General features: G+C 48.5%; 10 protein-coding genes and 1 pseudogene. 8 read left to right on the top strand and 3 right to left on the bottom strand.

Translation table 11 applies throughout. The features are described from left to right. Positions 1-123: 123 nt before the first annotated feature. Positions 124-1,554, bottom strand: a complete 1,431-nt coding sequence (locus FDX09_RS08440) for a 6-phospho-beta-glucosidase (RefSeq protein WP_137347053.1) — start codon at positions 1,552-1,554, stop codon at positions 124-126. Positions 1,555-1,849: 295 nt separating this feature from the next. Here FDX09_RS08440 and purM point away from each other — a divergent pair, with 295 nt between their 5' ends. The 4 genes from purM (at position 1,850) to ppx (ending at position 7,317) form a co-directional block, all read left to right on the top strand. Further along, on the top strand, positions 1,850-2,887 hold the full coding sequence (purM, locus tag FDX09_RS08435) for a phosphoribosylformylglycinamidine cyclo-ligase (RefSeq protein WP_069324467.1): 1,038 nt from the start codon (positions 1,850-1,852) through the stop codon (positions 2,885-2,887). Next, positions 2,884-3,525 carry a phosphoribosylglycinamide formyltransferase gene (gene purN, locus FDX09_RS08430; protein WP_085049257.1) on the top strand — a complete coding sequence of 214 codons (642 nt, stop codon included), beginning with the start codon at positions 2,884-2,886 and terminating at the stop codon, positions 3,523-3,525. The genes purM and purN overlap by 4 nt, the downstream gene beginning before the upstream one ends. A 179-nt stretch (positions 3,526-3,704) precedes the next feature. Further along, positions 3,705-5,771 carry a polyphosphate kinase 1 gene (gene ppk1 / locus FDX09_RS08425; protein WP_069324466.1) on the top strand — a complete coding sequence of 689 codons (2,067 nt, stop codon included), beginning with the start codon at positions 3,705-3,707 and terminating at the stop codon, positions 5,769-5,771. A 4-nt stretch (positions 5,772-5,775) separates the two neighbouring features. Further along, positions 5,776-7,317, top strand: a complete 1,542-nt coding sequence (gene ppx, locus FDX09_RS08420) for an exopolyphosphatase (protein ID WP_038642590.1) — start codon at positions 5,776-5,778, stop codon at positions 7,315-7,317. On the opposite strand, the gene FDX09_RS08415 is transcribed toward ppx, so the two are convergent. Beyond that, on the bottom strand, positions 7,297-9,567 hold the full coding sequence (locus tag FDX09_RS08415) for a sensor domain-containing phosphodiesterase (protein WP_085049259.1): 2,271 nt from the start codon (positions 9,565-9,567) through the stop codon (positions 7,297-7,299). The two genes, ppx and FDX09_RS08415, sit on opposite strands and share 21 nt — an antisense overlap. 159 nt (positions 9,568-9,726) lie before the next feature. After that, the gene (locus tag FDX09_RS23855) at positions 9,727-9,888 is read right to left on the bottom strand and encodes a hypothetical protein (RefSeq protein ID WP_223229544.1); all 162 of its coding nucleotides are present in this window, start codon (positions 9,886-9,888) and stop codon (positions 9,727-9,729) included. 26 nt (positions 9,889-9,914) lie between these two features. Between FDX09_RS23855 and FDX09_RS08410 the strand changes: the two genes are divergently transcribed. The 4 genes and pseudogenes from FDX09_RS08410 to FDX09_RS08395 all read left to right on the top strand — a co-directional run bounded on the left by FDX09_RS08410 (position 9,915) and on the right by FDX09_RS08395 (position 12,880). Beyond that, complete coding sequence (locus FDX09_RS08410; RefSeq protein ID WP_071888163.1) at positions 9,915-10,118, top strand: YfgG family protein; 204 nt, start codon at positions 9,915-9,917, stop codon at positions 10,116-10,118. A 414-nt stretch (positions 10,119-10,532) separates the two neighbouring features. Next, positions 10,533-10,733, top strand: a pseudogene (locus FDX09_RS23665) (mechanosensitive ion channel domain-containing protein); the annotation flags it as partial. Between the two features lie 290 nt (positions 10,734-11,023). Further along, entirely contained in the window at positions 11,024-11,692 is a 669-nt protein-coding gene (locus FDX09_RS08400; protein WP_085049260.1) for a hypothetical protein, read from the top strand. Between the two features lie 33 nt (positions 11,693-11,725). Continuing rightward, positions 11,726-12,880 carry a hypothetical protein gene (locus tag FDX09_RS08395; RefSeq protein WP_137347052.1) on the top strand — a complete coding sequence of 385 codons (1,155 nt, stop codon included), beginning with the start codon at positions 11,726-11,728 and terminating at the stop codon, positions 12,878-12,880. Positions 12,881-13,238 lie beyond the last annotated feature (358 nt).

The raw sequence follows: 13,238 nt of genomic DNA, 5'->3' as shown, positions 1-13,238 counted from the left end.
TTTCGTCTCTGGCGCAACACTGCATCCGCTTGATATGGATCAACCAAAGTCGTTTGCGTCTGGATGATGAGTATAAAACAAGCCCCGTACTCATGGCGGAGCTTGTTATCAATGCTATGAATTTTAAAGATATTCAGCATTAGTCTGGATGACGTGTTGATACCATGAAAAAGATTTCTTAGGCGAGCGTGCTAATGTCCCACTACCGTCATTATTTTTATCGACGTAGATAAACCCGTAGCGTTTTTTCATCTCCCCCGTCCCGGCCGAGACTAAATCAATACACCCCCACGGGGTATATCCCATCAGTTCCACGCCATCTTCCACCACCGCTTTTTTCATCTCACGTATGTGGGCGGCAAGGTAGTCGATACGGTACTGGTCGTTGACTGTACCATCGCTCTCGCGCACGTCGATGGCGCCAAATCCATTTTCGACAATAAATAGCGGCAGTTGATAATGATCCCAGAACCAGTTCAGCGAATAGCGCAGACCGACCGGATCAATCTGCCAGCCCCAGTCCGATTTTTGCACGTACGGGTTAGGTACCAGGCTTTTCGACTCATCGTAATCCAACTGGGGGTTATCCGCCGTAGCCTGCGTCGCGAAAGACATATAGTAGCTAAAACCGATGTAATCAACGCAGCCCAGGGCCAGCGCCTGACGGTCTTCCTTGGTGATATCGAGTTCAAAGCCACGGCGAGCAAAGTAGTTGAGAAGATGTTGCGGGTATCTACCACGCACATGCACGTCGGTAAACCAGTAACGACGGTGCATGGCGTTCATCGCCATCATCATATCGTCTGGCGCGCAGGTCAGCGGGTAGATTGGACACATGGCAATCATGCACCCTACCTGCAACGCGGGGTTAATTTCACGCGCGGTCTTCACCGCCAGCGCGCTTGCCACCAGTTCATAGTGCGCCGCCTGGTACATGACCGGCTCGCGATCTTCACCAGGCTGGTACTTCAGACCAGAATTAGTAAAAGGGGCGAAGTCTTCGTGATAATTCGCCTGGTTGTTAATCTCATTAAACGTCATCCAGTACTTCACTTTGTGCTGATAACGCGTGAAAACCACCCCGGCAAAACGGACAAAGAAATCGATAAGTTTACGATTGCGCCAGCCGCCGTATTCCGTCACCAGATGGTAAGGCATCTCAAAATGCGACAGCGTAATTACCGGCTCAATGCCATGTTTCAGACATTCGTCGAACAGATCATCATAAAACTGCAGGCCGGCTTCATTAGGTTGCGCTTCATCGCCTAATGGGAAAATACGTGTCCACGCAATGGAAGTACGAAAACATTTAAAGCCCATTTCAGCAAACAGCTTTATGTCCTCTTTATAGCGGTGATAAAAATCAATCGCCTCATGGTTAGGGTAATTTTTACCGGCGATCACACCGTCAGTAATTTCACGCGCCACACCATGCGCCCCCGCCGTCATCACATCAGCAACGCTAATTCCCTTTCCACCTTCCCGCCAGCCACCTTCCAGTTGGTGAGCGGCTACAGCGCCCCCCCACATGAAATCTGCTTTAAATCCAGACATACCTTCCCCCTATCATGATTACCCTGTTCAAAACACTCTCGGTGAGGTCCGCAACAGAAAACAGAAACCGGTTTCAGTACGATACTGCGCATTTGGCTGGCTGGTTTCAAGCACAAGAATGTACCCGGTTTCATTTTCGTGGCGCGATTCAAACAAATAGATAAATGACTGTAAAATGCTGAAAAAATCAGCAGATAAAACTTGATGCAGAGCAGGCTCGCAAACGTTTGCTTTCCCTGTTAGAATTGCGCCGAATTTAACTTTTACTGCAAGTAAACATGTGGGGAAGCAGGCAGTGACCGATAAAACCTCTCTTAGCTACAAAGATGCCGGTGTTGATATTGATGCAGGTAATGCTCTGGTTGATCGAATCAAAGGCGTAGTAAAGAAAACGCGTCGCCCGGAAGTAATGGGTGGTCTGGGTGGCTTCGGTGCGCTGTGCGCATTGCCGCAAAAATATCGTGAACCGGTACTGGTTTCCGGCACAGATGGCGTAGGCACAAAACTGCGTCTGGCGATGGACCTGAAACGCCACGACACCATTGGCATCGACCTGGTCGCGATGTGCGTCAACGACCTCGTGGTTCAGGGTGCTGAGCCGCTGTTTTTCCTCGACTACTATGCGACTGGCAAACTGGATGTGGATACCGCAGCCAGCGTCATTAATGGTATTGCCGAAGGCTGTCTGCAGTCAGGCTGTGCGCTGGTGGGCGGTGAAACGGCTGAAATGCCGGGCATGTACCACGGCGAAGATTACGACGTGGCTGGCTTCTGCGTTGGCGTCGTCGAAAAATCCGAGATTATCGACGGTTCAAAAGTGGCTGACGGCGACGTGCTGATTGCGCTCGGCTCCAGCGGCCCGCACTCCAACGGCTACTCCCTGGTACGTAAAATCGTTGAAGTCAGCGGTTGTGACCCTGAAACCACCGAGCTTGAAGGCAAGTCGCTGGCCGATCACTTACTGGCCCCGACCCGTATTTACGTAAAATCCATTCTGGAGCTGATCGAGAAGGTTGATGTGCATGCCATCGCCCACCTGACCGGCGGCGGCTTCTGGGAAAATATTCCGCGCGTCCTGCCAGACAACACGCAGGCAGTGATCGACGAATCCTCATGGCAGTGGCCAGCCGTCTTCACCTGGCTGCAAACGGCGGGTAACGTCAGCCAGCACGAGATGTACCGTACCTTCAACTGCGGCGTAGGCATGGTCATCGCCCTGCCAGCTTCGGAAGTGGACAACGCCCTCGCTTTGCTCAATGAGAAAGGTGAAAACGCATGGAAAATCGGTATCATCAAAGCCTCTGATTCCGAACAGCGTGTGGTCATTGAATGAAAAACATTGTGGTGCTCATTTCCGGTAACGGAAGCAATTTGCAGGCGATCATCGACGCCTGCGAACAGAAAAAAATCAATGGCACCATACGGGCAGTATTCAGTAACAAGGCCGATGCGTTCGGCCTTGAACGTGCACGAGAAGCGAATATTCCGGCACATTCGCTGGAGGCCGCTCAGTTTGCCAGCCGCGACGCATTTGACCGCCAACTGATACAAGAGATTGACGCCTACGGCCCCGATGTCGTGGTGCTGGCCGGTTATATGCGCATCCTCAGCCCGGCGTTTGTCGCTCACTATTCGGAACGGTTGCTGAATATCCACCCGTCTTTATTGCCGAAGTATCCCGGTTTGCACACGCACCGTCAGGTACTGGATAACGGCGATGAAGAGCATGGAACCTCCGTCCATTTTGTTACTGATGAACTGGACGGTGGACCGGTTATTCTCCAGGCCAAGGTTCCGGTATTTGAAGGCGACAGCGAAGATGACGTCACTGCCCGGGTTCAGGCCCAGGAACATGCGATTTACCCGCTGGTGGTAAGCTGGTTTATCGATGGTCGCCTGAAGATGCGCGATAACGCAGCATGGTTGGACGGCGTTCGCCTGCCGCCGCAAGGCTACGCCGCCGACGAATAATCACATCTTCCGGTAGGCCTGATGGCGCTTCGCTTATCCGGCCTACTATTCTTCCCCCCTTTCTCTTTGCTATCAGACAGTTTATTGTCATATTTTTCTGGCACAGTTGGACATCTGAGAGCAATGCTCGCCATAATAAATCGGTAGTGTCCCGTGAATGAAACGGAGTAAAAGTGGTAATGGGTCAGGAAAAGCTATATATCGAGAAAGAACTCAGCTGGTTAGCGTTTAACGAACGTGTACTCCAGGAAGCTGCTGATAAATCAAACCCGTTGATCGAACGGATGCGTTTTTTAGGCATCTATTCCAATAACCTCGACGAGTTTTACAAGGTTCGTTTTGCCGAACTGAAGCGCCGAATCATCATTAGCGAAGAACAGGGTTCAAACTCTCACTCCCGCCATCTGCTCGGCAAAATCCAGGCCCGCGTATTAAAAGCCGATCAGGAATTTGACGGCCTGTATAACGAATTACTGCTGGAGATGGCGCGTAACCAGATTTTCTTAATCAACGAACGCCAATTGTCGGTGAATCAGCAGAGCTGGTTACGCCATTACTTCAAGCAATATCTTCGCCAGCACATTACGCCGATTCTGATTAACCGTGAGACGGATTTAGTCCAGTTTCTGAAAGATGACTATACCTATCTGGCGGTGGAGATTATCCGTGGTGATACGATCCGCTACGCGCTACTGGAAATCCCTTCTGACAAGGTTCCCCGTTTTGTGAATTTGCCGCCGGAGACCCCGCGTCGTCGTAAGCCGATGATCCTGTTGGACAACATTTTACGTTATTGCCTTGACGATATTTTCAAAGGGTTCTTTGATTACGATGCGCTGAACGCCTATTCGATGAAAATGACCCGCGACGCGGAATACGATTTAGTGCACGAGATGGAATCCAGCCTGATGGAGCTGATGTCATCCAGCCTGAAACAGCGTCTGACCGCCGAGCCTGTGCGCTTTGTTTATCAGCGAGATATGCCTAATGCGCTGGTCGAGGTGCTGCGTGAAAAACTGACCATTTCTCGCTACGACTCCATCGTTCCCGGCGGGCGTTACCATAACTTCAAAGACTTTATTAACTTCCCCAATGTTGGCAAAGCTAACCTGGTGAATAAACCACTGCCCCGTCTGCGTCACATCTGGTTCGATAACGAGAAATTCCGTAACGGATTTGATGCAATCCGCGAGCGTGATGTACTGCTTTATTATCCGTATCACACCTTTGAACATGTGCTGGAACTGCTGCGTCAGGCCTCCTTCGACCCAAGCGTACTGGCGATAAAAATCAACATCTACCGTGTGGCAAAAGACTCGCGCATCATCGACGCGATGATCCATGCCGCGCATAACGGTAAGAAAGTCACTGTCGTCGTGGAACTGCAGGCACGCTTCGATGAAGAAGCCAACATTCACTGGGCCAAACGTCTTACCGAAGCGGGCGTTCACGTCATCTTCTCCGCCCCAGGCCTGAAAATTCACGCCAAGCTGTTTCTTATCTCACGTAAAGAAGGCGATGACGTCGTGCGCTATGCGCATATCGGGACCGGTAACTTCAACGAAAAAACGGCGCGCCTCTATACCGATTACTCATTGCTTACCGCCGATTCACGCATTACTAACGAAGTTCGCCGGGTGTTCAACTTCATTGAAAACCCATATCGTCCGGTAACATTTGATTATCTGTTGGTTTCTCCGCAGAACTCACGTCGCCTGCTGTACGCCATGATCGACAAAGAGATCGCTAACGCACAGCAAGGGTTACCTTCAGGAATTACGTTAAAACTGAATAACCTGGTCGACAAAGGTCTGGTGGATCGTCTCTATGCAGCCTCAGGCTCGGGCGTGCCGGTCAATTTATTGATTCGCGGTATGTGTTCTCTGATCCCGAACCTTGAAGGCATCAGCGATAATATTCGCGTTATCAGCATTGTTGACCGCTACCTCGAACATGACCGGGTTTATATCTTTGAGAACGGCGGCGATAAGCAGGTGTATCTCTCCTCGGCTGACTGGATGACAAGAAATATCGACTATCGTATCGAAGTCGCTACCCCGCTACTTGATCCACGCCTCAAGCAACGCGTGCTGGATATCATTGATATTCTGTTTAGCGATACGGTGAAGGCCCGCTTCATCGATAAAGAACTGAGTAATCGCTACGTGCCACGTGGAAACCGCCGTAAGGTTCAGTCACAATTGGCGATTTACGACTACATCAAATCACTCGAGCAACCTGACTAACGATATGCCAATACACGACAAGTCACCACGACCGCAGGAATTTGCTGCGGTCGACCTGGGTTCAAACAGTTTTCATATGGTCATTGCCCGCGTGGTTGATGGTGCAATGCAAATTATCGGACGACTGAAACAACGCGTACATCTGGCGGATGGACTCGGCGCAGACAACAAGCTGAGCGAAGAAGCAATGGAGCGCGGGTTAAGCTGTTTGTCGCTTTTCGCCGAACGACTGCAAGGTTTTCCCCCGTCGAGCGTATGTATCGTGGGAACCCATACTCTACGTCAGGCGCTGAACGCGACCGATTTTCTCAAGCGCGCAGAAAAAGTTATCCCCTACCCGATTGAGATTATTTCTGGCAATGAAGAAGCACGTCTGATTTTTATGGGCGTTGAACACACCCAGCCGGAAAAAGGCCGCAAGCTGGTTATCGATATCGGCGGCGGTTCAACGGAACTGGTGATCGGCGAAGATTTCGAACCCAAACTGGTCGAAAGCCGCCGTATGGGCTGCGTTAGTTTTGCTCAGATGTATTTCCCGGGCGGCGCTATCAGTCGGGAAAACTTCCAGCGCGCCCGCATGGCGGCAGCACAAAAACTTGAAACGCTAACCTGGCAGTTTCGTATTCAGGGCTGGAACGTTGCGCTGGGCGCGTCGGGTACCATTAAAGCGGCACACGAAGTGCTGCTGGAGATGGGGGAGAAAGATGGTTTTATCACCCCCGAACGTCTGGAAAAACTGACCGCTGAAGTGCTGAAGCACGCGTCATTCGATGCGCTCAGTTTGCCGGGACTGTCAGAAGAACGAAAAGCGGTGTTTGTACCTGGGCTTGCTATTTTGTGCGGCGTTTTTGATGCGCTGGCGATTCGCGAGCTTCGGCTGTCCGATGGCGCGCTACGTGAAGGCGTGCTGTATGAGATGGAAGGCCGTTTTCGCCATCAGGATGTACGTAGCCGCACCGCCAGCAGCCTGGCGAATCAGTACAACATTGACAGTGAGCAAGCCCGGCGTGTGCTGGAAACCACCATGCAGATGTATGACCAGTGGCATATTCAGCAGCCAAAACTGGCCAATCCCCAGCTGGAAGCGTTACTGCGCTGGGCTGCGATGCTGCATGAGGTTGGGCTGAATATTAACCATAGCGGCCTGCATCGCCATTCTGCTTACATTTTACAAAATAGCGATTTACCGGGATTCAATCAGGAACAGCAACTGATGATGGCAACATTAGTTCGTTACCATCGTAAAGCGGTGAAACTTGATGATTTACCCCGCTTTACGCTGTTTAAGAAAAAACAGTTTCTGCCGTTAATCCAGCTATTGCGTCTGGGGGTATTACTGAATAATCAGCGTCAGGCGACAACCACGCCGCCGACCCTGACCCTGCTAACCGAAGACAACCACTGGACCTTACGCTTCCCACATGACTGGTTCAGCCAAAATGCGCTGGTACTGCTCGATCTGGAAAAAGAGCAGCAATACTGGGAAGCGGTAACCGGCTGGCGTCTCAAAATTGAAGAAGAAAGCTCACCCGATATCGCAGCATAAGCTCTTAACAGGTGCCGGCTCGTCTGGCACCTGCTCTTCCAGCGTTTCGCGCAGCGGCAACGGTTTGCCAATCAAATACCCCTGCAGGTAATCAATTCCCAGCGAAATCACCGCGCTGCGTATTTCTTCGCTTTCGACATACTCCGCAACCACCAGCATTCTTTTCATCCGCGCCAGATGACAAATGGAGGCCACGATTTGGTAATCGAGGCTGTTCGAAACGATATTACGAATAAAACTGCCGTCAATTTTCAGGATATCGGCATTCACATTTTTCAGTCGCGCATAGCTGGCATATCCGGTGCCAAAATCATCAATCGCAATCTGACAGCCCAAAGATTGCAGCTGTAGTAACGTCGCCTGTGCCTGTTCCGCATTGGTTAAGGCATTGCTTTCCGTCACCTCAAAGATGAGTTGCCAGGCTTCAACTTTGTATTTTGTCAGTAACTGATTGATGTCATGCGGAAGCCGGGCACGGCATACCGATGTAGGTGATAAGTTAATAGCAAACCGACGGGCAGGCATTTGTTCCCGATTCCGCGCCATAAATTTCAGCGTGTTTTCAATCACCCACATGTCGATGCTGGATGACAAACCAAACTCGTGCGCTACCGGCAAGAAATTATCCGGAGCGATAGTTTCACCATCATCCCCATGAAGTCGCAGCAGAATTTCATGATAGACATCGCCACGCACGCCAGCGATCGGCTGCGCCATCAGGAAAAAGCGATTGTGCTCCAGCGCCTGCTGCAGACGGTTCATCATCGCAACCTTATCTTTCAGGTCACGTTGCAAGTGCATCACGCCGCGTCGCTGCATATTTTCTGGAGAATTGGTCGCCAGAGATATTTCGGCAATGGTGCTTAACTCACCGAGCAATAAATAAATGTGGTTAACCGGAGCGCGAACATAGCAAAAGCTGATGCCAACCTGCGGCTGTAAAGGCATGCCATCCCAGATAAAGCGGAATTGCTTAATATGCCTGTCCAGGGCTTCAATGCGCTCCTGATGAGCCTCTGTGTTAAAACGCAAAACGAGATCATTACCCGATAATTGATAGACATGCTCATCCGGTTCTAACAGAGGTGTTATCCACTGAGCGAGCTTTTGCTTGTACTGGATACGCAGCATAATGCCGTAATTTTTCACCAGCAGTTCCATGCCGGGCACGCGCAAAAAGCAGAGCACTGACCAGGGCGCTTTTTTCAAATCCCGATTCAACGCACGCAAGTTTGGAATATGTACCATTGGATCATAGAATGCCAGACGATGGTTCCGTCGGGTAACAAACCGCTGGCGCGTTGCCAGTACGGCAATGAAATTCACTATAAAGGAGAAAACCAGATAGCTCGATGAGGTAATGGCAAGCTGGGTATCATAGCCCGAATACCAGGGCATATAGCGCTGATAATAATGAATTGCAGTAATAAGTACGACTGACCATATCAACGAAATAAATCTATAACCGTAACGCATTGCGCCCCATAGCATAACGGGCAGTAACAGTGATAAGGTATAATTCGTGCTAAATATTGAGCTTTGTTCATTTAGCGGCATACACAACATTGACATAAATGCGGCCAATATAATCGACCAGACTGCAAGCTCTGTTTTGGTAACTTTGCTGTCAAACTGCTGCTTTAACTGAGAAAAATAGCCTCTCAGGTGCAATGGATTGCGAATCGTTCGAATAATAAGATAGCACAGTGGTACCCCAACCAAATTCCCCGCCAGCATAGCCTGATAATTGATTAACGTGCCGGTGTTAAAGGGCATTACGCCCACCATGCCTGATTTGCTCTCATAGACGCCCACAAAGGCGGCAAACTGGAAGAGAATCAGAAACAGCGTTGCCGGGCAGAACACCTGCCAGAACATTCGCTGAAACATCAGGTGAGAATCGCCGTGGGAAACATTGTTGCGTCGGGGAACGAATACCTTATACCCGCCCCAACTAAGCACTAGCGTAACTATAAAGTGAGAAATTATTGAGAGTGTTTCAAATAGTCCAACCTGCGGATATTTATACCAGATTATGGAAATGATAATTCCTGGCAATGCCGCCCAGCCAAAAAAGAGCATCAGACTAATCATCAGCGCCAATGGCAGATAGAAAAGTATTACGGTCCCCGTACTAATATGGGCATAGGTGTTGGCAGTGCTCAATATAGGCAACAGCAAAGAAGGCAAGATGAGAGGTAACGCCCACCATCTATCTCTAATACCAATATATTTTTTATTGAGTTTCATAGATGCTCAGTAGAATCCCACACATCCTGTAGGGGGTATTCAGACAGGCATCCCACCTGACTTTAAATCGTTAAAGTAATACATCATATTGATTCATCAATTCTAGTTGTCAGCAAAGGCCGACGTTTGATACATATCAAAAAAAATGCCCCTCATTAATCAATTATTACTCTTTTCATTATTTTTTATCGTTAATTCATTATTCGCGCAAATAATCATATTAATTTCCATAACATAAGGGGATAAAACAACTGAAGCAATTTTACATAACGAAGAATTGACCATTCCCTCGCAGTATGCCTTAATGTGAGTATCGCCCATGTCGGGTACACTACAAGGAACCTTTTGTGAGCCAGGTTACCAGCCTACGCAAACGACACCGATTTAACAGTCGCATGATCCGGATCGTACTGCTTATCAGCTTCCTCTTCTTCTTCGGACGCTTCGTCTACTCCGCCATTGGTGCGTGGCATCACCACCAGGACAAAAAAGAATCTCAGCAGCTAACCCTGCCGCAACAGACCTCCCCAGCACAAACAGCCCCACGTTAATCGCTCGCAGACCGCGTTGATGTCCTGACCCTCAAGATTCCTTACCGGATGGCTAATCGTCTGACAGTTAACCATCCGGTAAGGGATTTGTGTTCCCTCCCGTCACTACTTTTATAATGCCGCATACTACCCCAGCAAATCATTTTTTGATTTCCGTACAATTGCACAATATTTTCGCTCCTCGTCACCACAATATTCGCACTGAGTTACTATGTTTCTGTGTATTGGAGATAATAAACGTAAATACAGTTCAAATAGTCACACACCAATAGCATTAGTTAATATAAATAACGCCCACATTAATATTTAAAATGTAATTACATATATATAAGATTTTGGCTTTTTATATTCAACAAGGTAATACGATGCAGGGTTTTACATTATTCCCGAAAATTCGAAGCGGTATTGAATGACTCACTGGGCACAGCGATGCTATCCAACATCACCGCTGGTGTATTGTTGGTTTCCCTGCGACCTTTCCGCGCCGAAGAAATCGTGCAGATTGGCACTGTCACCGGGACAGTTGAAAAAGTGCATCTTTTCTCAACTACCCTACTCACCGCTGATAGTAAAAAGGTGGTGATCCCTAACGGCAAAATTATCGCTGACAATATTGCCCCCCGTTTCGCCGCACCGACCAGGTCGATTGTCGATGAAAATACGCTGACCGGGGGGTATTTCCTCTGCTGGGCCGCATTAGCGTTGATTAATAGCTTAAAAACCCACTCTTAAATAAAATTTGAAAATTAAATGCTAAAAAGGAGACCGTAAATATCATCATCGTTACATGTTTCCATGTCTCACATTACAGGCTACAAAAAACAACCTCCCCCCCTCCCCAACATATCTGTACAATACTCTCTATCGTTTTCTATGCGTTATTCATGATGAAGGAATCCATAAAAATGGAACAACCGGTCAAATGTGACCCACATATCCTGTCGTTACTGAAAAAAACCTCCCTCAATCACATTGACTATCTGGTCGACGTTCTGACAGACAACGGCAAGGGCCGGGTAGCATTATCATCGTCCGTTAAGGACTTACTACTCGAAGAGAAGGCAGAACGGGACTACAGCGAGCATGGACTGCGGCATCTGCTACATGAATTGCAGGAATATGGCGGACACTCGCTCGTTAATATTTTCCGCAGTGAGCCGTTGCCTTATTCTGAGTTATTAACCGATGTTCATAAAAAGCTCAATGGCAAAGACAGCAAGAAAAAAAATAACGCCACAAAAGAGCGGGAAATCGTCCTAAGTTTGTTTGGTGATGACTGGCAGTCATTAGCCGATCATGAACGTTGGGAGCGCTGCACAGAAACGAAAGTTGTCTCCGGTTTTTTCAAGATGCAGGATAATCTGCGCATCAACGATAAAGGGGTTGTTATCGGCCTGTCAACTGCGGCAAGCGTAGCGGCATTTGCCGCACTCCGCTTACATCCCGTCACTGCTATCGTCAGTACGATTGGCCTTGCTAACCAAACGCTTGGGGAGGCATACCGGGTAACAATTCCTTTCATTGCCCATATCGCGATGCTCAACATGCTTTACTCGCCCAAAGTAGCGCAGTAAAAATACCGTAACTAACCCAGCAGAATTCACCCTATGTCAACTTTAGCGAACAACAATCAGATAGCTGAGCAAGAAGCGGCCTTCGAGGTGGACATCGTCGACGCGCAAAATAATGCCCTGGTGAAAATACACAGCCAGCCTGGATACTGGCAAGATATTGCGCAACAGGACTCGCAGACGGAACTTGATCCCAGCAGCATTTCACTCTTTAACCACTGGCTCAGTAGCGTACCCACCGTCGCCACTGCCGTTGCAGGTAACGCGACACAATTAATGACCTGTTCTTTCGAATACAGCCAACTGGTACAGGCGAAAGATGGCAGCGGAGCAATCGGCGCGGTACTTAATCCAGACACCAACAAAATTGGCGCACAAGCCCGATTTCACGAAGCTGAAAATCTGAAGTCGCTGGTCAATGCCAGCCTGGTTTTTAATATCGCGTCACAACTTCTGGCCCAAAAACATCTTGCCGATATTAATGAGAGGCTGCGGATCATCGAACAAAAGATCGATTCGATTAAAAGCCATCTTGAACAATCGCGCCTCGCGAAGATCCAGGCTTTCCATGAACATCTCAATATTATCGGTTTATTACTGAGCCGTAATGACATTATCACCAAAGAGTCACTACTCAACCTGGCCAAAAGCGCGCAGGAAGTACGCTCGCAGGTTAAGCATCTTGAAAAGGATATCACTCAGGCATATCGAGAAATTGAACAATTTGAACCAACCAGTTGGTTTGGATCTGACGATCTCCGGGAAGCGCTCAAACTGAAAATAAGCAATGTTGAACGGTTGCAGCGTGAGTATCTGACGGGTATGCAATGTTTGTTGGTGGCTAATCTCATCCTGTTCATCAAGCATGACGGCAACCAAGAATTTGTCCTGACAAGCGAAGTATATTTAAAAGAACTGAATGCCAGCAACGGCATATTTCAGCAATGGGAAAAAATAAAACGTAAAGTCGCCCATCATCTCAGCAAGATGAAGCCGTTATTTGAACGAGCAAGCAGCACCCAGGCAAATGCCTTACAGGTAGAACGCAAGCTAAATCAAACGGATAATCTGCTTAACACTGATAACGTTTTACTTACACAACTCGGCGAACGCATCCAGGCAGCCCAATCACCGCAGGTATTGTTAGAGATTGTGGATAATAAGGTGCTGAGAGGTCGCTTTTTGCGTTAGCGCACCGGCGCTAACTAACCGTCCTGAATTGGCTATACAATACGAGATGTCGCGGCTGGAAGCAGCGGCATCTCGCCAACCAAGCGGGTGAAGGCGTGCTGGTTGAGATTTCCACAAATTATTGATATTTGGCAATCTCATTCTAATGACAATCAACTTGAAATATACGCTGTAAATTCCGCAAAGAATATATCCAGTTTTAGTAATAAGCAGGACATGGAGTCCCCGAAGTAATCAATATGGATATTCATTATTATTAAATGACTTTCTTTATGACTCGACCTGGTTCGACGATTACGTCAAATTTACCGTCAGGAACTGTGCGCCGCATAGAAAATTCATGAATGTACACAAATAA

This window comes from Citrobacter sp. wls717 (assembly GCF_005280955.1).
GTDB lineage: Bacteria > Pseudomonadota > Gammaproteobacteria > Enterobacterales > Enterobacteriaceae > Citrobacter > Citrobacter werkmanii.
Note: the sequence above shows the minus strand (reverse complement) of the source record. Positions and strands in the feature narration are given on the sequence as shown.

What these genes read in the sequence shown, in the direction of transcription:
- FDX09_RS08440 (WP_137347053.1), bottom strand. Translation starts at nt 1,554, where the DNA reads ATGTCTGGATTTAAAGCAGATTTCATGTGGGGGGGCGCTGTAGCCGCT.
- purN (WP_085049257.1), top strand. Translation starts at nt 2,884, where the DNA reads ATGAAAAACATTGTGGTGCTCATTTCCGGTAACGGAAGCAATTTGCAG.
- ppk1 (WP_069324466.1), top strand. Translation starts at nt 3,705, where the DNA reads ATGGGTCAGGAAAAGCTATATATCGAGAAAGAACTCAGCTGGTTAGCG.
- ppx (WP_038642590.1), top strand. Translation starts at nt 5,776, where the DNA reads ATGCCAATACACGACAAGTCACCACGACCGCAGGAATTTGCTGCGGTC.
- FDX09_RS08415 (WP_085049259.1), bottom strand. Translation starts at nt 9,567, where the DNA reads ATGAAACTCAATAAAAAATATATTGGTATTAGAGATAGATGGTGGGCG.
- FDX09_RS23855 (WP_223229544.1), bottom strand. Translation starts at nt 9,888, where the DNA reads ATGGGCGATACTCACATTAAGGCATACTGCGAGGGAATGGTCAATTCT.
- FDX09_RS08400 (WP_085049260.1), top strand. Translation starts at nt 11,024, where the DNA reads ATGGAACAACCGGTCAAATGTGACCCACATATCCTGTCGTTACTGAAA.
- FDX09_RS08395 (WP_137347052.1), top strand. Translation starts at nt 11,726, where the DNA reads ATGTCAACTTTAGCGAACAACAATCAGATAGCTGAGCAAGAAGCGGCC.